The 20,358-nt window shown below is 70.1% G+C and carries 14 protein-coding genes; 7 read left to right on the top strand and 7 right to left on the bottom strand.

Features of this window, described 5'->3' with window-relative positions; genetic code table 11:
• Window positions 1-52: 52 nt before the first annotated feature.
• From ABZX12_RS03950 to ABZX12_RS03920, 7 genes are all read left to right on the top strand, one after another.
• Window positions 53-2,380: a molybdopterin-dependent oxidoreductase gene (locus ABZX12_RS03950; protein ID WP_355689563.1), complete on the top strand. Its 2,328-nt coding sequence runs from the start codon at window positions 53-55 to the stop codon at window positions 2,378-2,380.
• A 222-nt stretch (window positions 2,381-2,602) separates the two neighbouring features.
• Window positions 2,603-4,999: a LuxR C-terminal-related transcriptional regulator gene (locus tag ABZX12_RS03945; protein ID WP_355689561.1), complete on the top strand. Its 2,397-nt coding sequence runs from the start codon at window positions 2,603-2,605 to the stop codon at window positions 4,997-4,999.
• 22 nt (window positions 5,000-5,021) lie between these two features.
• Window positions 5,022-6,476, top strand: a complete 1,455-nt coding sequence (locus ABZX12_RS03940; RefSeq protein ID WP_355689560.1) for a cytochrome ubiquinol oxidase subunit I — start codon at window positions 5,022-5,024, stop codon at window positions 6,474-6,476.
• The gene (locus ABZX12_RS03935; protein WP_355689558.1) at window positions 6,473-7,513 is read left to right on the top strand and encodes a cytochrome d ubiquinol oxidase subunit II; all 1,041 of its coding nucleotides are present in this window, start codon (window positions 6,473-6,475) and stop codon (window positions 7,511-7,513) included. Before ABZX12_RS03940 ends, ABZX12_RS03935 begins: the two co-directional genes overlap by 4 nt.
• A gap of 78 nt (window positions 7,514-7,591) precedes the next feature.
• Complete coding sequence (locus ABZX12_RS03930) at window positions 7,592-9,448, top strand: glycoside hydrolase family 15 protein (RefSeq protein WP_355689557.1); 1,857 nt, start codon at window positions 7,592-7,594, stop codon at window positions 9,446-9,448.
• Window positions 9,445-10,782, top strand: a complete 1,338-nt coding sequence (locus tag ABZX12_RS03925) for an NAD(P)/FAD-dependent oxidoreductase (protein ID WP_355689556.1) — start codon at window positions 9,445-9,447, stop codon at window positions 10,780-10,782. The genes ABZX12_RS03930 and ABZX12_RS03925 overlap by 4 nt, the downstream gene beginning before the upstream one ends.
• An 11-nt stretch (window positions 10,783-10,793) precedes the next feature.
• On the top strand, window positions 10,794-12,347 hold the full coding sequence (locus ABZX12_RS03920) for a GMC family oxidoreductase (RefSeq protein ID WP_355689555.1): 1,554 nt from the start codon (window positions 10,794-10,796) through the stop codon (window positions 12,345-12,347).
• A gap of 32 nt (window positions 12,348-12,379) precedes the next feature.
• Here ABZX12_RS03920 and zwf read toward each other — a convergent pair whose 3' ends face one another.
• The 7 genes from zwf to ABZX12_RS03885 form a co-directional block, all read right to left on the bottom strand.
• Window positions 12,380-13,783: a glucose-6-phosphate dehydrogenase gene (gene zwf / locus ABZX12_RS03915; RefSeq protein WP_355689553.1), complete on the bottom strand. Its 1,404-nt coding sequence runs from the start codon at window positions 13,781-13,783 to the stop codon at window positions 12,380-12,382.
• A gap of 46 nt (window positions 13,784-13,829) precedes the next feature.
• A complete protein-coding gene (locus tag ABZX12_RS03910) occupies window positions 13,830-14,126 on the bottom strand; it encodes a hypothetical protein (RefSeq protein WP_355689551.1) in 297 nt (98 codons plus the stop codon).
• A gap of 138 nt (window positions 14,127-14,264) precedes the next feature.
• Entirely contained in the window at window positions 14,265-15,614 is a 1,350-nt protein-coding gene (locus ABZX12_RS03905; RefSeq protein ID WP_355689550.1) for a dipeptidase, read from the bottom strand.
• Between the two features lies 1 nt (window position 15,615).
• Complete coding sequence (locus ABZX12_RS03900) at window positions 15,616-16,062, bottom strand: hypothetical protein (RefSeq protein ID WP_355689548.1); 447 nt, start codon at window positions 16,060-16,062, stop codon at window positions 15,616-15,618.
• Window positions 16,059-17,522: an APC family permease gene (locus tag ABZX12_RS03895; protein WP_355689547.1), complete on the bottom strand. Its 1,464-nt coding sequence runs from the start codon at window positions 17,520-17,522 to the stop codon at window positions 16,059-16,061. Before ABZX12_RS03895 ends, ABZX12_RS03900 begins: the two co-directional genes overlap by 4 nt.
• A 153-nt stretch (window positions 17,523-17,675) precedes the next feature.
• On the bottom strand, window positions 17,676-18,812 hold the full coding sequence (locus ABZX12_RS03890; RefSeq protein WP_355689546.1) for a Xaa-Pro peptidase family protein: 1,137 nt from the start codon (window positions 18,810-18,812) through the stop codon (window positions 17,676-17,678).
• A gap of 28 nt (window positions 18,813-18,840) precedes the next feature.
• On the bottom strand, window positions 18,841-20,346 hold the full coding sequence (locus ABZX12_RS03885; RefSeq protein WP_355689544.1) for an MFS transporter: 1,506 nt from the start codon (window positions 20,344-20,346) through the stop codon (window positions 18,841-18,843).
• Window positions 20,347-20,358: the final 12 nt, after the last annotated feature.

Below are 20,358 nucleotides of genomic sequence, written 5' to 3'. Positions count from 1 at the left end.
ATCAGGGCCGAGTCAGGGCCGAGTCAGGGCCGAGTCAGGGGAGGTGGCGGCCATGGGCGGTGCTGTACGCCGGGTTCCGACCTACTGCCCGTTGTGTGTGTCCAAGTGCGGCGCGACCGCGGTGATCGACGACGGCGTGTTCGTCGCCCTGGAACCCGATCCGTCGCACCCGACCGGGCAGGCCGTCTGTATCAAGGGCAAGGCGGCGCCGGCCGTGCTGAACCATCCCGATCGGCTGCTCTACCCGGTCCGGCGTACCGCACCGAAGGGCGCCGCGGACCCTGGCTGGCAGCGGATCAGCTGGGACGAGGCGCTGGACACGATCGCCGCGAGGCTGACCGCCGCCGCGCGCGAGTACGGCCCGGAATCGGTCGTGTTCGCGAGCGCGTCCCCGTCGACGTCGGCGATGTCCGACGCGATCGACTGGGTGGACAGGCTGCGGCGCGCCGTCGGCAGCCCGAACCTCGCGGTCTACATGGAACTCTGCGCGTGGGGCCGGATGGGTGCGCCGCTGTTCACGTTCGGCGCGCCGGTGCCCGCGGCGTACATGCCTGATCTCGACAACGCCGGCTGCATCCTGTTCTGGGGTTACAACCCGTCGGTGGCGCGGTTGGCGCACGCCACGGCGACGACCGCCGCGTTGCGCCTCGGAGCCAAGCTCGTCGTCGTGGACCCGCGGCGCGCCGGACTGGCGAGCAAGGCGGATCACTGGCTGCGGGTCCGGCCCGGGACCGACGCCGCTTTGGCCCTGGCGATGACGCAGGTGATGATCACGCGCGGCTGGTACGACGAGGACTTCGTGCGACGCTGGACGAACGCGCCACTGCTTGTCCGCAGCGACACCGGGGAGTTGCTCCGGGCAGACGGCGATCCGGCGGGGTACGTCGCATGGGCTGGTCGCCCGGTCCGTTACGACCCGTCAGCAGGCCGGTACGAGGTCGACGAGTCGCAGTTGGACCTCACCGGAACACATGTCGTGCCGACGGCTGCCGGGCAGGTCGTGTGCCGCCCGGTGTTCGCCGTACTGGCCGAGGAGTGCGCCCGCATGACGCCGGAAGCGGCGGCGGAGCTGACGGGAGTGCCGGCGGAAGAGATCGAGGCGTGTGCGCGGACCTTGTGGGAATCCCGCCCGGTCGCCTTCTACACGTGGAGCGGACTCGAGCAGCACAACAACGTCACGCAGACGGTCCGTGCGATCGACGTTCTCTACACCCTGACCGGCTGCCTCGACGCTCCAGGTGGCAACGTGCTGTTCTCGGCGGTCCCAGCGAACCCCGTGGCGCCGAGGGCCGCGGCGGCCGAGCAGGTGCAGGCTCTCGGGTTCACTGAACGTCCGCTCGGCCCTGCGCGGCTCGGCTTCGTCACCGGGTCGGCCCTGTACGAGGCAGCGCTCGACGGTCGCGTCCGGGCGCTGCTGACGTTCGGTGCGAACCTGGTGATGGCCCACGGCGACACCGCGCGCGGCCGGAAGGCACTCGCCGCCGTCGATTTCGTGGCGCACGCGGACCTGTTCATGAATCCGACCGCCGAACTCGCCGACATCGTCCTGCCGGTGGCCGCCGCGTTCGAGGCCGAGGCGCTGCGGATCGGCTTCGAGACCAGCCAGGACGCGCAGTCGCTCGTCCAGCTGCGCACCCCGTTGGCGGCGCCGCGCGGGGAAGCCCGGTCCGACCTGCAGATCCTCTTCGCGCTGGCCGAGCGCCTCGGCGTCGGGGACCAGTTCTTCGGCGGGGACATCGAGGCCGCGTTCCGTCACCAGCTCGAGCCGGCCGGTATCACGCTGGAGCAGCTGCGGGACAACCCGGCAGGCGTTCGCGTCCCGCTCACCACGGCGTACAGAAAGTATCGCGACACCGGCTTCCGTACGCCGACCCGCAAGATCGAGTTGTACTCCGAGACGCTCGGGGCCGCGGGCGCTCCGCCGCTCCCGACGTACTCCGAGCCGGCCACCAGCCCGCGGTCCCGCCCCGACCTCGCGGCGGAGTTCCCGCTCGTCCTCACGTGTGCGAAGTCGCTGTGGTTCTGCGAGTCTCAGCACCGCGGCATCGCCGCCCTCCGCAAGTCCATGCCGGACCCGCAGGTCGAGCTGCACCCTGACACAGCCGCTGCGCGTGGGATTGCAGCCGGCGACTGGGTTCGCATCTCGACTCCCGCCGGGAGCGTCCAGGCCCGCGCCAAGTTCAACGCCGGCCTCGACCCGTCGGTGGTCTGCGGCCAGCACGGCTGGTGGCAGGGCTGCGCTGACCTCGACCTCCCTGGCTACCCGGTCGAGGGCCCCGGCAGCGCCAACCTCAACCTCGTGCTGCCCCAGCAACCTGGCGACCCGATCAGTGACAGCGCGCCCCTCCGTTCGTCCCTCTGCGACATAACGCCGCTGTAAGCCCCCGCGAACAGCCTGTGTTCCGAGATCGCGGTTTCACCCGGTGCGGGCGATGCCGCGGGGTCTGCGGCGAATCCACAGTCGAACGAAGACCGCTCACATCATCCGGGTCGTGCCGGACGTGTAGAGCAGGCTGTGGGGAGGGGCCGGGGGGCTATGAGGGCAGATTTGCGGACGGAGCGCATCGGACAACACACTGCGGGTACGTACGGTCTCAGACACGTGACCGACTCGGCCGTCCCGCCCGACCGGATCCGTCCACCGGGGCCGCCGCCGTTCCGGGTCGTCCAGCGGCCGCGATTGCTCGACCTCATCTCTCGGGGCGTCCGCGAGGCCCCGCTCACGCTGGTGAGCGCAGGTGCCGGTTCCGGCAAGACGGTGCTCACCGCAGCCTGGGCGAGGCACCACCGACAGACGTCGGTCGCCTGGCTCTCATTGTCCGATCGTGACGACACGTTCATCCCGGATGTGTGCAGTGCGCTCGCGCGCGCCGGTGTTCTGGACGCCGACGACCCGCACCTGACCGACGTCGAGGCGCTGTCCGCGCACTTGCTGCTGCTGGACGAACCGGTGGTCCTCGTCCTCGATGCGGCCGACCGCGTACGGCGCCAGGTGGTCTTCGACCAGCTGGGCAGGCTGCTCGACGCGGCCGGGGACCGGCTCCGGGTGCTGATGGCGACGAGGGCGGATCCGCCGCTGCCGCTGCACCGGCTCAGACTCGAGGGCACGGTCTCGGAGATCCGCTCCGACGACCTCGCCTTCACCGCCGCGGAAGTCGAGGCACTGCTCGGCGTCCATGACATCGAGGAGCCGGAGGCGGTCCAGGAGGTGGTCGAACGGACCGAGGGCTGGGCCGCCGGCGTGCGGCTGGCAGCGCTCGCACTGTGGTCCGGCGATCGCAAGTCCCTGCCGACGGGGTTCGCGGCCGACTACCTGGCTGCCGAGGTGTTCGCCGGTCTCGACCGGGCCGATCGAGACTTCCTGCTCAGGATCAGCCTGGTGGACGAACTTCCGGCAGAGCTCGCTGCCGTGCTCGCGGATCGCCCGGACGCGGACACCGTGCTGCGGCGGATGGCGAGCGGCAACACCTTCGTCCAACCTGTACACGGCCACTACCGGATCCACGGACTGGTCCGGGAGTTCCTCCGCGCCGAGCTCGCCCGCACCCTGCCCGGCGCGGTCGACGACCTCCGGCGGCGGGCCGCGGACTGGTACGGCGCGAACGGCCGGCTGGTGCAGGCCGTCAGCCATGCCGCCGAGACGGGCGACTGGGAGCGCGCCGCCGGTTTCGTGGTCAACGGGCTGGGCGTCGGAGACCTGCTGCTGCGGACCGGAGTCGGCATGGAGCTGGCCCGTGGCCTGTCGGAGATGCCGGCCGTGGCCTCTGTCGACGGACAACTCGTGCGCGCCGCGATCGCCGTCGCCAACGACGACGTCACCGCAGCCAGGCAGCTCCTCGCGGACTGCGCGGTGGACCACCCCGTCAGCGGTGCCTGGTCGGCGTCGGCCGCTGCCGTGACCACCTTGCTGTACGACAAGTCGGGCAGTGTCGACCAGACATTGCTCGCCGCCCGAGCGCAACGGGAGGAACTGGCCGCGCACGGCAACGCAGTACTGAACGCGCTGGTACTGGGCGCGGAGGGCAAGGCGCACCTGCGCGGCGGCGACCTCGATGTCGCGTGTGCGGTGCTCACCGAAGCGGTCCGGACGGCCGCAACGGGTGACTGCGCGGATCTCCGGTTGCTCTGCCTTGCCACGCTGGCGCTCGCCGAAGCCTGCCGCGGCCACCTGTCCCGCGCCCAGGGGCTCGCGGACACCGCCGAGCGGCTTGCTGCGGAGTCCGGTGCCGCGGCCGAGCGTCCCGCCGCAACACATCTGGCGCACGCCTGGGTGGCACTGGAGCGTCAGGACCTCGCCGGGGCGCAGCAGTCCCTCGACCGCGCTCGCCGGCTCCGTGAGACGCACAGCGACCATCTCTTCAGCTCGGTGTTCTCGCTGCTGAGCGTGCGGTTGATGCGGGACCGGGGCGACCGGATCGGCGCCCGCGGCGCCCTGGCGGACCCGGAACCGCCGGACAGCTGGCTGCGCAGGTCCATCGACGCCGAGGCGGCAGGCGTCGGTCTGGACCGGGCCGGGCGGCACGACACGACCGGGCGCGGGACGATCACCGCGTCGCAGCAGATGCAGGAGCTCCTGGATCAGGCGCTGGCCGAATGGCTCGACGGGAACGTCCGCGACGGCCGGTCCGACATCGCCAAGGCGCTGTCGCTGGGTCGCGCCGAGCGGCTTCGCCGTCCGTTCGCGCACACGTCCGCCCGGATCCGGGCGATCATCCGCAACGATGCCGCGCTGCGCTCACTGGCCGGCTGGCTGGGCCCGGACGAGCTGACGGCCGGGGACCCGTCGGACGGGCCGGCGCCGATCGTGGAGGAACTGTCCGAGCGCGAGCTCGAGGTCCTGCGGCTGCTGGCGGCACTGCGCACCACCACTGAGATCGCCGACGAGCTGTTCATCTCGGTCAACACGGTGAAGTCGCACATCCGCAACATCCTGCGGAAGCTGTCGGTCTCGAGCCGCAACGAGTCCGTCCGCCGGGCGTGGGACCTGAACCTGATCTGATCCGGCGAGCTGGGGAGGCTCGATGATCGTGGGGGAGACCGTGATCGGTCTGGCCGTCGCGGCCGCCGTGGACCCGGTTCCGTGGGCGCGGTCGCAGATGGCGTTCACGCTCGCCTTCCACATCGTCCTGGTGCCGCTCGGGGTGTCCTGGGCGTTCATGGCCCTGATCGCCAACTACCGGGCGGTACGGCGCGACGACCACGACGCGCTGCTGCTCGCGCAGCGGTGGTCGAAGTACATGGCCGTGACCTTCGCCGTCGGTGCGGTGACGGGGACCGTGCTGAGCTTCGAGTTCGGTCTGCTCTGGCCGCGGTTCATGGGCACCTGGGGTGACGCGTTCGGGATCCCGTTCGCGTTCGAGGGCCTGTTCTTCTTCACCGAGGCGATCTTCGTCGCGATCTACATCTTCGGCTGGCGCCGGCTGAACCCGTGGACGCACTTCTGGACCGGCGTGCCGATCCCGGTCGCCGGCGTCTTCGGCTCGATCTCGGTGGTCGCGGCGAACGCCTGGATGAACGCCCCGGGCGGCTTCACGATGAACGCGAACGGCGAGATCACCGATGTCGATCCGATCAAGGTGATCTTCAACGACGCGATGCCGTTGCAGGCCGCGCACATGGTGATCGCGGCGTACCTGGTCGGCGGGTTCCTGGTCGCGTCGGTGTACGCCGCCGGGATGCTGCGCGGCCGGACCGACCGGTACCACCGGCTCGCGTTCACGATCGCTTTCACGGTCGCCGCGGTGGCGACGCCGATCCAGATGGGGGTCGGCGATGCGCTGGCCCGGTGGGTGTTCAACAACCAGCCGGTGAAGTTCGCCGCGATCGAGCTGGTGCCGACGACGAGTTCCGACGTACCGGAGCGGTTGCTCGGCACGCTGAATCCGGACGGCCAGGTCTCCGGCGGCATCCCGATCCCGGGGCTGGCGTCCTGGCTGTCGGATCCGAGCACCGGTCGGTCGACCGTCGTCCAGGGGCTGAACAGCGTGCCGGCCGACGAGCGCCCGACCGTCGGCGAGACGAACGTCGTCCACCTCGCGTGGGACGTCATGGTCGGGATCGGTACCGCCCTGTTCCTGCTGTCGGTCTGGTACGGCGTGATCTGGCTCTTCCGCCGCCGGATGCCCCGGAGCAAGTGGTTCCTCCGCGCCGCGGCGTGCTCCGGTGTCCTCGCCGTGATCACGATGGAGGCCGGCTGGATCGTCACCGAGGTCGGCCGGCAGCCGTGGATCGTCTACCAGCGGATGAAGGTCGAGGCGGCCGCGACCGCGAACACCGGCGTCTGGCTCACCTTCATCGGCGTCTTCGTGCTGTACGCCGCCCTCGGCGTCACGCTGATCCTGGTGCTGCGCGGGATGAGCCGGCGCTTCCGCCGCGCGGGCGGCTTCGTCGAGGGGGACACGCCGTACGGACCGACGGAGGCGGCCGCGGCCGCGGAGGTCGAGACGGCCGAGCAGGTCGAGGAGCGGACGCCGTGAGTACGACGATCGCGGTGCTGCTGCTCGTCGCCCTGGCGACGTACGCCGTGTTCGGCGGGGCGGACTTCGGCGCCGGGTTCTGGGATCTCGTCGCGGGCGGACCGGACCGCGGTGCGGAGCCGCGCGCGGTGATCGAGCGCTCGATCGGCCCGGTGTGGGAGGCGAACCACGTCTGGCTGATCTTCATCTTCGTGGTCACCTGGACCGCCTTCCCGGCGGCGTACCAGTCGATCATGCTGACGATGTTCGTCCCGCTGACGGTGGCCGCGCTCGGGATCGTGCTGCGGGGGGCGAGTTTCGCCTTCCGCAAGGGGGTCGTGACGCTGCGGTTCCGGCGGATCTTCGGCGGGGCGTTCGCGTTGTCGTCGGTGCTCGTGCCGTTCTGCATGGGGGCGATCGCGGGCGGTATCGCGTCGGGGCACGTGCCGTCGGGCGGCAAGGCCGGCGACCCTGTGGACAGCTGGCTGAACCCGACGTCGCTGCTGACCGGCGTGCTCGCGGTCGTCGTGGCGGCGTACCTTGCCGCGGTCTATCTGGTCTGGGACGCGCGCCACTTCCGCCAGTTCGTGATGGCCGAGTACTTCCGGCGCCGCGCTGTGCTGAGCGCCGTCGTCGCCGCGGTGGTCGCGGTGGCCGCCCTGTTCGTCCTGAACGCCGAGGCGTCGCACGTCTTCGACGGCATGACGTCGAGAGCGCTGCCCGCCGCGATCCTCAGTGTGCTGTCCGGACTCGGCGCGCTGGTGCTGCTGACGCGGTACGCCGCCCGCGGTGCGCGGGTCCTCGCCGTACTCGCAGCGGCCGGGATCATCGTCAGCTGGGGCATCGCCCAGTGGCCGTACCTATTGCCGGAGAGCTTGACCGTCGCGGCGGCGGCCGCACCCGACGACACGCTGGTCGCGTTGCTGGTGGCGGCCGGGCTGGCAGTGCTGATCGTCGTGCCCGGCTTCGTCCTGCTCTACGTGCTCGACCAGCGTGCGCTGCTGCCCGACGAGAGTGTCGAGGACGCCGGCGACCGTCCAATCACCTCTGGCGGGTGATTCCTTGTCCTGCACGGCCGCAGATCGTGGAGGCAGGCCCGTGACGTCGCGTGTCACGACTGTGAAGGAGCTCCCGCCATGACTTCGTCGCCGTTCCCGCCGATCGCCGACTACGCGTTCCTGTCGAACTGCCACACCGGTGCGCTGGTCGCTCCGGACGGATCGGTCGACTGGCTCTGTCTGCCGTCGTTCGACGCGCCGAGCGTGTTCGGAAACCTGCTGGACCGCGGGGCCGGGTCCTTCCGGTTCGGTCCGTACGGGATCAACCAGCCGACCGCCCGCACGTACGTGCCGGGCACGAACGTGATGACGACCACGTGGCACACCCCGGCCGGCTGGCTGCTCGTCCACGACGCCTTGACGATGGGCCCGTCGCACGGTCCGGACACGGTGACCCCGCACACCCGTCCGCCGGCCGACGACGACGCCGAGCACGTCCTGGTCAGAACCGTCGAGTGCCTCGACGGATCGGTCGAGATCGAGCTCGTCTGCGAACCGGCCTTCGACTACGGACGCGTCCCGGCCGAATGGGCGATGGTCGGCGACGACGCGCACACCGCGGACGCGTCCGGCGCCGGCCGGACGTTCCGGCTGAGCACCGACATGCTGATCGGGATCGAGGGGGGCTCCGCCCGGGCCCGGCACGTCATCTCCAAGGGGGAGAAGGCGTACTGCGCGCTGTCCTGGGCCGACGGACTGGCGTCACCGGCCGACCTCGCCGACGCGGAGGCACGCATCGCCGCGACGATCCGGTTCTGGCGCAACTGGCTGGCCCGGGCCCGGATCCCCGACCACCGGTACCGGCATCCGCTGGAGCGGTCGGCACTGACCATCAAGGGCCTGACCTACATGCCGACCGGAGCCACGATCGCCGCACTGACCACGTCGTTGCCGGAGACGCCGGGCGGCGAACGCAACTGGGACTACCGCTACACCTGGATCCGCGACACGACGTTCACCTTGCAGGCGCTGCACTACCTGAACCTGGACTGGGAGGCCAACGAGTTCATGCAGTTCGTGGCCGACCTGGAGCCCAACTCGGACGGCGCGCTGCAGATCATGTACGGCATCGACGGCCGCCGCGACCTGACCGAGTCGACCCGCGACGACCTCACCGGCTACGAGGGCGCCAGGCCGGTGCGGATCGGCAACGGCGCGTTCGACCAGCGGCAGAACGACGTGTTCGGCGCGGTGCTGGACTCGGTGCTGCTGCACACCGTCCGGAGCAAGCGGCTGCCGCGCCGGCTCTGGCCCTTGGTCGAGTCGCAGGCCCAGTGCGCGATGTCGTCGTGGCGTGATCCCGATCAGGGCATCTGGGAGGCCCGCGGAGATCCGCAGCACTACGTCTCCTCCAAGCTGATGGGCTGGGTGGCCCTGGACCGTGCGTCCCGGCTGGCCCGGATCCGCAACGACGACGACCTCGCCGAGCTGTGGGCGAAGACGGCCGAGGAGATCCGCGAGGACATCCTCGAGCACGGGGTGAGCGACCGCGGCGTCCTGCGTCAGCACTACGACACCGACGCGCTGGATGCCTCGACCCTGCTGGCTCCGCTGTTCGGCTTCCTGCCGGGCAGCGACGAACGGATGCGGGCGACCGTCGAGGCGATCGACAAGGAGCTGACCGAGAACGGCTTCGTGCTGCGCTACCGGACCGACGAGACCGACGACGGCATGTCCGGCAAGGAAGGCACGTTCCTGATCTGCTCGTTCTGGCTGGTGTCCGCGCTCGCGATGACCGGTGAGACCGAGCGCGCCCGCAGCCAGTTCGAGCGGCTGCTCCGGATCGAGTCGAAGCTCGGCCTGTACGCCGAGGAGTTCGAGGTGGACCGGGCCCGGCACCTGGGCAACTTCCCCCAGGCGTTCTCGCACCTGGCGCTGATCGGAGCGGCCGGCCGGATCATCCTCGCAGACCTCCGGGAGGAGTTCTCGCTGTGAACGAACAGGGGCAGCAGAGCCCGCACGTCGTCGTCCTCGGCGGCGGGCTCGGCGGGGTCGCGTGTGCGCACCGCCTCGGGGACGAAGGTGTCCGGGTCACGCTGGTCGACCGCAACGACTACCACCAGTTCCAGCCGTTGCTCTACCAGGTCGCCACCGCGCAACTGCCGGCCGAGGACATCGCCCGGCCGCACCGGGCGATCTTCCGCGAGCATCCGACAGTCGAGGTTCGCACCGCCGACGTCGCGCAGATCGATGCCGACGACCTCACGCTGACGCTGACCGACGGCGAGCGGATCACCGGATCGCACCTGGTGATCGCGGCCGGCGCGCGACCGGAGTACTTCGGGGTTCCGGGCGCGGCCGAGCACGCGTTCGCGCTCTACTCGGTCGCCGACGCGGAGCGGTTGCGGCTCCATGTGCAGTCCATGGTCCAGGCCGGTGCCGAGCCGACCGCGGACGAGGGCGAGCTCGACATCGTGGTCGTCGGCGGCGGCCCGACCGGCGTCGAGATCACCGGGGCACTGACCGAACTGATGGCCGCGCTGGTGGCCACCGAACGGATCCCGCGGCCGGGCAAGGTCACCGTGGTCGACCGCGGTGACACGTTGCTCGGTGCGTTCTCCGAGAAGTCGCATGAGTACGCGCACGAACGGCTGACCAAAGAAGGCGCCGAGCCGAGACTCGGTACCGGCGTGTCGGCGGTGCACGCCGACCGCGTCGAGTTCGACGACGGGACGTCGATCCGTACCCGGACGGTCATCTGGGGCGGCGGCGAGTCGGCCGCCTCGGTGGTGGCGAACGCGCCCGGGCTGCCGACCGGCCGCGGCGGGCGCATCGACGTACTGCCGGACCTCACGGTCGACGGCCACCCGCACGTCTACGCGGTCGGCGACGTCGCGAACATCCCGGCCAAGGACGGCACGATCCTGCCGCAGCTGGGCTCGGTCGCGCAGCAGTCCGGTGCCTGGGCCGCCGGCAACATTCTGCGGGAACTGCACGGAGACAAGGCCAAACCGTTCCACTACAAGGACAAAGGCATCATGGCGATGATCGGCCGGAACGCGGCCGTCGCCGAGGTCGGCCGGCATCGGCACCAGGTGGAGGGCCCGGTCGCGTTCGCGGCGTGGCTCGGCGTGCACGCGATGCTGGTCAGCGGTGCGCACAGCAGGACCGACGCGTTCCTGTCCTGGGCCTGGGACTACTTCGACCGTGACCACGCCGCCTCCGTCGAGTGGTCCACCACGCCGGAGCGGATCGCCTGGGGCGACGAGGCCGCCGACGTTCCGCACATCGTCCTGGACCGACGCGGCCCGACCGCCCGCGACGCCTGAGGAGAACAGGCATGTCCGACCACTACGACGTCGTCATCGTGGGATCAGGAGCAGGTGGCGGCACGCTCGCGCACCGGCTCGCACCGTCGGGACGGCGCGTCCTGATCCTGGAGCGCGGGGACTGGCTCCCGCGGGAGGCCGAGAACTGGGACGCCGAGGCCGTTTTCGTCGACAACCGCTACGTCTCACCGGACCAGTGGTTCGACAGCGCGGGCAAGCCGTTCCAGCCCCAGGTGCACTACTTCGTCGGCGGTGCGACCAAGTTCTACGGCGCCGCGCTGTACCGGCTGCGCGAGCGGGACTTCGGTGAGCTCAAGCACCACGGCGGCATCTCGCCGGCCTGGCCGATCTCGTACGACGTGATGGAGCCGTACTACACGCAGGCCGAACAGCTCTACCAGGTGCACGGTGTCCGGGGCGAGGACCCGACGGAACCGCCCGCGTCCGCGCCGTACCCGTTCCCGCCGGTGTCGCACGAGCCGCGGATCCAGAAGCTGTTCGACGACATGGCCGCGGTCGGGCTGCATCCGTACCACGCGCCGTGCGGCGTGATGCTGGACGAGAGCCGGCCCGCGTTCAGCGCCTGCGTGCGCTGCGCGACCTGCGACGGGTTCCCGTGTCTCGTGCACGCGAAGTCCGACGCGGACGTCATCGCGGTCCGGCCCGCGATCGAGCACGACAACGTGACGCTGCTGCGCAACGCCGTCGTACGGCGCCTCGAGACCGACGCCACCGGCCGCACGGTGACCGCGGTCGTCGCCGACGTCGAGGGGGCCGAACAACGGTTCAGCGGCGACGTCGTCGTACTGTCGGCCGGCGCCGTGAACTCGGCGCGGATCCTGCTCGCGAGTGCCGGCGACCGGCATCCGAACGGGCTCGCGAACGGATCCGACCAGGTCGGGCGCAACTACGTGTTCCACAACAGCCGGGCCTTCCTGGCGGTCTCGACCGAGAAGAACGACACCCGGTTCCAGAAGACGCTCGGGCTGAACGACTACTACTTCGGCGACGCCGACTTCGACTACCCGATGGGCAACCTGCAGATGGTCGGCAAGTCGTCGGCCCCGATGTACCGCGGGGAGAAGCCGGTCGAGACCCTCCTGGCGCCGAGGTTCGCGCTGCGCGACGTCGCCGCGCACGCCGTCGACTTCTGGCTGTCGGTCGAGGACCTGCCCGATCAGGACAACCGGGTGACGCTCGACCGGGACGGCGCCGTCGTCCTGAGCTACACGCCGAACAACACCGAGCCGATGACGCAGCTGTACCGGCGGATCAAGAAGAACCTGGGCCGGCTCGGCATGCACCCGCGTCACCTGGTCCCGCGCAGCGTCTACATGAAGAACGACATCCCGGTGGCAGGCTGCGCGCACCAGGCCGGGACGGTCCGGTTCGGGCACGATCCGGAGACCTCGGTGCTGGACGTCAACTGCCGCGCGCACGAGGTCGACAACCTGTACGTCGTCGACACCAGCTTCTTCCCGAGCATCGGCGCGGTGAATCCGGCGCTCACCGCGATGGCGAACGCGCTCCGGGTCGGTGACCACCTGCTGGAGCGCCTCGGCTGATACAGGCTGATACAGGCTGATACGGCTGTGCGTCAGCTCGGGATCCAGGGCTGCCGCCAGCCGCCGTACCCGGCCGGTACTTCGGCGGCCGCGGCCGGCCCCCAGGTCCCGGGCTGATACGTGTGGATCGGCGTCGGTGCGTCGAGCAACGGCTGCATGACCCGCCACTGCTCCTCGACCGCGTCCTGGCGCGTGAACCGGGTGCTCTGCCCGGTCATCGCCGCGTGCAGCAGCACCTCGTACGGCGTCGGGCCCTCACCGCCCTCGGCGGCGAATTCCGTGTCCAGGTCGATCGGCGCGATCCGCGACATGTCCGCACGGTGCGCGTCGATCCGGACCCGGACGCCGGTCGACGGGTCGAGCTTGATCACCAGCTGGTTCGGCTCGGCGATGTGTCCCCGCGGCCCGAACCCCAGCCGCGGCGGGCGCTTGAAGACCAGCCGGAGCTCGGTCTGGGTCACCGGCAGCCGCTTCCCGGTGCGGATGAAGAACGGCACGCCGGCCCAGCGCCAGTTCTCGATGTCGAGCCGGAGCGCGGCGTACGTCTCGGTGGCCGAACCCTTCGCGACCCCGTCGATCCCGAGGTAGCCGTCGTACTGGCCGCGGACGTAGTGGGCCGGATCGGCGTCCTCCACCGCGCGGAACAAGATCACCTGCGAGTCCTTGAGCGTGCTTGGATCGCCGCGCGACGGCGGCTCCATCGCGGCCGCCGCGACCACCTGCATCAGGTGGTTGACCACGACGTCGCGCAGCGCGCCGACCGGGTCGTAGAAATGGCCGCGGTCCTCGACGCCGAAGCTCTCCGCCATGCTGATCTGGACACAGTCCAGGTAGTTGCGGCTCCACAGCGGCTCGAGTACCGCGTTCGCGAACCGCAGGTACAGGATCTCCTCCAGCCCCATCTTCCCGAGGTAGTGGTCGATCCGGAACAGCTGCGACTCGTCGAGGTACTGGTGCAGCTCGGCGGCCAGGTCGCGGGCCGACTGCTGATCGTGACCGAACGGCTTCTCGACCACCACCCGGGCCCCGGCGGTCAGCCCGGCCTCGGACAGTCCCCGGATCACCCGGCCGAACAGGAACGGCGGGATCTCGAGGTAGAACACCGGGGTCTTGGCGCCCTTGATCGCCTCGCCCACCCGCTCGTACAGCGGTGCGTCGGTGAAGTCGCCGCCGACGTACGACAGCCGATCGGCGAAGCTGTCGAAGACGGCCTTGTCGATCGTGACGCCGGTCCCCTCGATCGACGTCCTGGCCCGCTCGATCAACTGGTCGACGGTCCAGTCGTCGGCCGCCACCCCCACGATCGGGCAGTCGAGCAGACCGCGCGCCTCCAGCTGGTACAGCGAGCGGAACGTCATCACCTTGGCCAGGTCGCCGGTGATCCCGAAGATCACCAGGACGTCCGCCGCCTTCGGGCCGGTTGCCGTCTCTGCCATGACTACCTCGCCTCTGGAAATCTCTGGGGACCGGCTGTCTGCGGGATCAGGCCGGGCGCGCCTGCCGGCCCGGGATCTGGTTGCGCTGCGTCGCGCTCGCCGCCCAGTGGCCGAGGTCGAGCAGAGCGGCCAGGCCGATCCAGAACCAGTCGAACCCGTGGATCCCCCCGGGAGCCCACAGGAACAGGTAGATCAGCGTCGTGAACGGCAGGAAGATGATGCCGAGCAGCGGCCACAACCAGGTGCTGAACGCCGCGTCGACCCGCTCCGGCCGCGCGACCCAGACGATGAACACCCCGAGCCGCGGAAACACGCCGGCCATCAACGCGAACAGGCAGCCCATCGGATCCCCCTGACATCCTCCGACCGCCACTCGGTCAGACGTCGCACCATCCTGTCTGGCGCCCGATCGGTGCGAATCACCCGCGACGAATGATTCGCCCGGCCGTTCACTGCGAAACGCTCGACCTGGCGCTGCGGATCAGCTGCTCATGGCGGCGTAGTGCCGGAGAAACAGTGCCTCGGTCAGGGCCATCGCTTCGATCTCGGTCGGATCCACGCTCTCGTTGGGGGCGTGGATGAGGGCCAAGGGCTCCTCGACGCCGATCAGGATCAGCTCGGCATCGGGATAGGTCTCCTCGAAGACGTTGCACAGGGGAATCGAGCCGCCCTGTCCGAGACTGGTCATCGGCCGGCCGTACGCCTCCTGCATCGCCTTGGCCATCGCCCCGTACGCCGGGCCGTCGGTCGCCGCCTCGAAAGGAGCACCGGCGGCCTCGACGTCGGCTGTGATGTGCACTCCCCAGGGGGCGGCGGCTTTCAGGTGCTCGATGAGGGCCCGCTGCGCGATCTCGGGTGACAGGCCGGGCGGGATGCGCAGATTCAGCCGTGCCGCGGCCTTGGGGACCACGGCGGCGGCCGAGCCGACGACCGGTGGGCAGTCGATGCCGAGAATGGTGAGCGCGGGCCGGGCCCACAGCATGTCGGACACGCTGCCGTCCCCGAGCAGCGAGACGCCTTCCAGTACGCCGGCGTCCGCTGTGAACTGGTCGGTCGGGTACGGCGCGCCGGACCAGGTACGGGTGTTGTCCAGACCGGTGATCGTGGTGTTCCCCTTCGCGTCGCGCAGTGTGGACAACATCGCCACCAGCGCGGCGAGAGCGTCGGGAGCGGGGCCGCCGAACATGCCGGAGTGGACCTCGGAGGAGAGGGCCTCGACGGTCACGACGAGGTTGACCATGCCGCGCAGACTCACGGTGGCGGCCGGGTGGCCGACCGCGGCGTTGCCGGTGTCGCAGACGAGGATCGCGTCGGCGCGGAGGAGGTCCGCGTGCTCGGGGACGAACGCCTCGAGACCGCCGGTGCCCTGCTCCTCGGAGCCTTCGACCACCAGCCTCAGGTCGACCGGGACGTCGTCCCCGAGTGCGCGCAGGGCCGCCAGGTGCATGACGATGTTGCCTTTGCAGTCGGCGGCTCCACGGCCGTACCAGCGCCCGTCGACCTCGGTCAGCTGGAACGGGGGAGTGCGCCAGGCGGCGTCGTCGAGCGGCGGCTGGACGTCGTAGTGGGCGTACAGCAGCACCGTCGGAGCATCGGCCCGGGAACACTTCCTGGATCCGACGACCGCCATGCTGCCGTCGGCGGTCTCCTCGAGGCGGGCGTCGGAGAACCCGAGGTCCGCGAACCTCTCGAGCACCCACTGGGCGGTGCGCTCGCACTCTTCGGCGGGGTACTGGCGTGGGTCGGCCACCGATCGGAGCGCGACGAGCTCGGCGAGTTCGTCGTGGGCCGTCGGCATCAGATCCGCGATGCGCTGCCGCAGGTCGTCCATGTCAGTCGCTCGCCACGTCGTCGGTCTTGAGGTCCTCGACGAGCCTCTTGAAGTCGTTCAGCTCGTTGGGGCAGTAGATCTGGATGATCAGCAGCTGGCCCTTGAGCGCGCGGCTGTCGACGATGACCGGCCTGGCGCCCGGGCCCGCGGCGCCGTTGGCGAGCTGGCTGAACAGCACCGCGCGGCTCAGGGCGTCGTTCGGGTTCTCGCAGGTCGCGCCTCCGTCGGTCCCGAGCACGCGGACGATCTGGTCCTTGTCGGGCGTTCGGGCCCCGGCGGCCGAGAGCGCAGCGATCAGCTGATCGGCTTTCTGGTTGGCCTCGTTCGTCCGCCTGTGGGAGCTGAAGGTGAGCAGGCCGATGATCAGCAGCACCCCGAGGACGACACAGGCGGTGATGTAGATCCACGTCCGTTCGCGTTTGGGCTCGTTCTCGGCAGACGTGCTCATGACGGAGTCACCTCCTCCTGCTCAGGCTGCCTCCAGGACGGCTTGCGCAGCCGGTAGAACAGGAACGGCACGAGCAGGCCGAGACCGAGGGCGCCGCCGCCGACGATCAGCAGGTACACACCGGAGTTGCCGGACTCGAACTGCGACGGCGGGATGAAGCCGACCAGCAAGGCGGCCAGCGAGGCTGCGAAACCGACGCCGCACAGGCTGAACAGCATCGGCGCCCGGTAGCCGCGCGCGTGGTCCGGATCCTTGCGGCGCAGCTGGATCGCGGCCACGAACATCAGCAGGTACATGATCAGGTACACCTGCGTGGTGATCACCGAGAAGATCCAGTAGGCGCTCGATACGTCCGGGATCAACGCGTACGCGAGGCCGATCACGGTCGTGAGCAGGCCCTGGACGACCAGGATGTTCTGCTGGACGCCGTTCTTGTTCAGGCGCTGCAGGTACGGCGGGAGGTAGCCCTCCTGCCGGGAGATGAGCAACAGGCCCTTGGACGGCCCGGCCAGCCAGGTCAGCATGCCGCCGAGCGAGGCGGTGACCAGCATGATCCCGACAATCGGGGTCAGCCATTGCCAGCCGAAGTTGGCGAAGACGGCGTCGAAAGCCTGCATCACACCGGCGGTGAGGGACAGTTCCTCGGCCGGCACGACCCAGCTGATCGCCAAGGCGGGCAGGATGAAGATCGCAAGCACCATGCCCATGGCAAGGAACATCGCTCGCGGGAACTCCTTGCCGGGCTTCCGCAGCGACGACACGTGCACGGCGTTCATCTCCATGCCGGAGTAGGACAGGAAGTTGTTGACGATCAGCACGAGGCTCGAGAGCCCTGCCCACGCGGGCAAGATGTTGTCGGCCGTCATCGGCGCGGCCGACGGGTTGCCCTGGCCGAGGAAGACGATGCCGAGGGTCACCAGGACGACGCCCGGGATCAGCGTGCCGATGATCAGGCCGCCGCTGGCCAGTCCGGCCACGCCCTTGGTGCCGCGCGAGGAGACCCAGACGCCCGACCAGTAGACGACGATGATGACCGCCGCGGTCCAGACGCCGCTACTGGCCAGCTCCGGGTTGAACACATACGCGAGGGTGCTCGCCACGAACCCCAGCAGGCTCGGGTAGTAGAAGATCGTCATGGCGAACTGGCACCACACCGCGAGGAAGCCGGCCGGCTTGGAGATGCCTTCCGAGACCCACTTGTAGATCCCGCCGTTCCAGCCCGACGCCAACTCCGCCGAAACCAGCGAGGTCGGCAGCAGGAACACGATGGCCGGGAGCAGGTACAAGAACACGCAGGCCAGTCCGTACACCGCCATCGTCGGCGCCGCCCGGAGGCTGGCGACCGAGCTCGTCGTCATCATCGCCAGCGCCACCCAGGAAATCCATTGGGTGGTGGTCGCACGCGAGCGTGCGACAGCAGCGGCTTCGGTGCCGTCGGCCGGCACGTCCGCGGCGCTCATGACCGTCCCTGACGTGTTGCACGCGTATGCATGAGAGCCTCCGCTCCCCGGGCCCCAGTAGGTAGGCCACTCGTCACAGTCTGGAATCAGGTCGGTCGGTCGGTCCTCATCCTGTCCGGATGACGTACGCGGGACACCCGCCGTGGGACGGCCTTACCGGACGCTGCGGAGGTCGCGCCCGGTGTTGTTGAGTCGGCGCCCGCCGGTCCCGGTGACGGTCACGATGTCCTCGATCCGCACCCCGAACTGCCCGGCGAGGTAGATGCCCGGCTCGACCGAGAAGCACATCCCGGGCACCAGCGGCTGCTCCTCACCCTCGATCATGTACGGCGGTTCGTGGGTCGTGGTACCGATGCCGTGGCCGGTGCGATGGATGAACCGCTCGCCGTAGCCGGCCTGCGTGATCACCTTCCTGGCCGCCCGATCGACCTCCTGACACGCGACGCCCGGCCGGACCGCCTCGACGCCTGCCTGCTGGGCCAGGCGCACGATCTCGTGCACCTCGCGGATCCGGGCGGACGGCTCGCCCACGCACACGGTGCGGCTGGTGTCCGATCCGTAGCCGTACATCAGCCCGCCGAAGTCGAGCACCACCGCGTCGCCGACCTCGATCGTCCGGTCGCCGGCCTCGTGGTGCGGGTTGGCGCCGTTAGGGCCCGAGCCGACCACGGTGAAGTCGACCTGTTCGTGCCCGAACTCGCGCAGCAGCCCGGCCAGATCGGCCGCGACGTCGGTCTCCTTCCGGCCGGAGAATTGCACCTGCAGGATCCGCTCGTACGCCGCATCCGCGGCGGCGCCGGCCGCTTCGAGCCGGGCGAGTTCGGTGGCGTCCTTGACCGCTCGGAGCATCGGCAGGCTCTGCGTGAGGGAGCGGTACGAGGATCCGGGCAACGCCTCCTGCAGGCCGAGCAGATGCATCGCCCAGGCGGAGTCCGCGATGCCCAGGGTTCCGGTCGCGCGAAGGTAGCCGGCAGTTCTCGCGAACGGGTCGTCTCCGTCGGCCCAGTCCACGATCGTCAGGCTCGGCGCGCCCGGCGCCCCTTCCGCGTCCGGCCGTTCGAGGGTCGGCACCACCAGGGTCGGCTCCTGATCCGGTGTCAGGACAAGCGCCGTCAGTCGCTCGGTGATTGCGGTCGGCCGGTACCCGGTGAGCCAGACCAGGTCCGGCCCGGGCGTGATCAGGAGCCCGTCGAGCCCCGCGCGTACGGCGTCGGCCAGGACGCGCCGCATCCGTGCCGCGTAGTCCTCGGCGGTGAAGGGAGCCGGTGCTGCCGGCCGGGTTGTGGTCATCGATTCCTCCCGGGTGCGGGCGTCGGCCTCAGCCTTGCCCGGCGGCCGTTCGTCCAGCAGTTGCCGAGGTGGGCAGGGTGTGGGTGTGCGCGGCCGCTGCCGCGGCGGCGTCGTTCAGCGTCCCGGCGGCCGCGCGGTGCCGGCCGATCACGAACGCCATCACGACGCCGAGGAAACTGAAGATCGCCATCGTCCAGGAGGCCGCGGCAAGACCCGAGGCGAGCGAGTCACCTTGCGACGCGCCGTCGGCGGTCTGGTTGCCGATCACCGAGCCGTAGATGGTGGCGGCCAGCGCGGTGGCGACCGCGGCGCCGACGTACCGGGCCATGTTCGAGACACCGGACGCCCCGCCGACCTGGTTCTCCGGCACCGACGCCGTCGACGCGGACGACGCCGGACCGTTCGACAGGCCCATGCCCACCGCGATGGCGATCAGCGGCAGCAGGAACGCGACGTACTTCCACGACGCGTCCACGAAGCCCACGATCACGAATCCCAGCGTGGTGAGGGCGAATCCGGCGCCGATCGTCTGCCGGCCGCCGATCTTCGCGGCAAGCTTCGGTACGAAAGGCGCCACGACGACGAGACCGATGGTCGCCGGCAACGTCGCCAGGCCGGCCTGGAGCGGGCTGAAGTCCAGGACCGCGGGATCCTGGAAGTACAGGCTGAGCAGGTACATCAGCGCGTTGATCGTGCCTGCGCCGATGAGGATCGCGATGGTCGAGCCCACCAGGACGCGGTTCCGCAGCAGCGCGAGGTCCAGCAGCGGTACGGCGACCCGCCGCTCGACCGCGATGAATCCGTACCCGGCCCCGATCGTGATCGCGAAACACCCCAGCGTGGCCACGGAGATCCATCCCCAGTCGCTGCTCTTGGAGACCCCGAGGATGAGCGGAGTCAGGGTCAGCGCGATCAGCACCGTGCCCGCATAGTCGATCGTCTTCGGCCGATCCGGATCCCGTGACTCGCCCACGGTCGCCGCCGTCAGCAGCATGCACAGCACCGCAATGCCGGCGTCGATCCAGAACAGCCCCTGCCACCCCGTGGCCTCGACGAGGGCGCCGCCCGCCAACGGACCAGCGGCCGCGCCAACGGCCGCCGCCGCGCCCCACAGCGACACAGCCTTCAGTTGCGCGGCGCCCTCGTTGGCGACCGTGAGCAGGCTCAGGCCGCAGGCCAGAATCGTTGCCCCCGCCGCACCCTGGATGACGCGGCCGGCGATCACCATCCCGCCCGACCCGGCGAGCGCGATCAGCACGCACGACGCCACGAACAGCAGCAGGCCGAGTTGGAAGACGCGCTTGCGGCCGAAGACGTCACCCAGCGAGCCCGAGGTGACGATGACCGCGGCGCCGACCAGCGAATATCCGGTCACCGCCCACTGCAGCGTCGTGACCGACGTACCGGTGTCCTCCGAGATGGCGGGCAGCAGAATACTGACCGCCGAGGTGTTCGCGTTCACCACGAGCGTCGAGACACACGTGGCCGCGAGCACCCCACCCGCCCGGCTCTTGACCTGCGCGGTGTCGCTCATGCGAGCCCTCCC

Source organism: Kribbella sp. NPDC003505 (assembly GCF_040610875.1).
GTDB lineage: Bacteria > Actinomycetota > Actinomycetes > Propionibacteriales > Kribbellaceae > Kribbella.
The sequence above is the reverse complement of the archived record's forward strand: the minus strand, read 5'-3'. Positions and strand labels throughout refer to the sequence as shown.

Coding starts and splice junctions, on each gene's coding strand:
- ABZX12_RS03950 (WP_355689563.1), top strand. CDS start 53: ATGGGCGGTGCTGTACGCCGGGTTCCGACCTACTGCCCGTTGTGTGTG.
- ABZX12_RS03940 (WP_355689560.1), top strand. CDS start 5,022: ATGATCGTGGGGGAGACCGTGATCGGTCTGGCCGTCGCGGCCGCCGTG.
- ABZX12_RS03930 (WP_355689557.1), top strand. CDS start 7,592: ATGACTTCGTCGCCGTTCCCGCCGATCGCCGACTACGCGTTCCTGTCG.
- ABZX12_RS03920 (WP_355689555.1), top strand. CDS start 10,794: ATGTCCGACCACTACGACGTCGTCATCGTGGGATCAGGAGCAGGTGGC.
- zwf (WP_355689553.1), bottom strand. CDS start 13,783: ATGGCAGAGACGGCAACCGGCCCGAAGGCGGCGGACGTCCTGGTGATC.
- ABZX12_RS03910 (WP_355689551.1), bottom strand. CDS start 14,126: ATGGGCTGCCTGTTCGCGTTGATGGCCGGCGTGTTTCCGCGGCTCGGG.
- ABZX12_RS03905 (WP_355689550.1), bottom strand. CDS start 15,614: ATGGACGACCTGCGGCAGCGCATCGCGGATCTGATGCCGACGGCCCAC.
- ABZX12_RS03900 (WP_355689548.1), bottom strand. CDS start 16,062: ATGAGCACGTCTGCCGAGAACGAGCCCAAACGCGAACGGACGTGGATC.
- ABZX12_RS03895 (WP_355689547.1), bottom strand. CDS start 17,522: ATGAGCGCCGCGGACGTGCCGGCCGACGGCACCGAAGCCGCTGCTGTC.
- ABZX12_RS03890 (WP_355689546.1), bottom strand. CDS start 18,812: ATGACCACAACCCGGCCGGCAGCACCGGCTCCCTTCACCGCCGAGGAC.
- ABZX12_RS03885 (WP_355689544.1), bottom strand. CDS start 20,346: ATGAGCGACACCGCGCAGGTCAAGAGCCGGGCGGGTGGGGTGCTCGCG.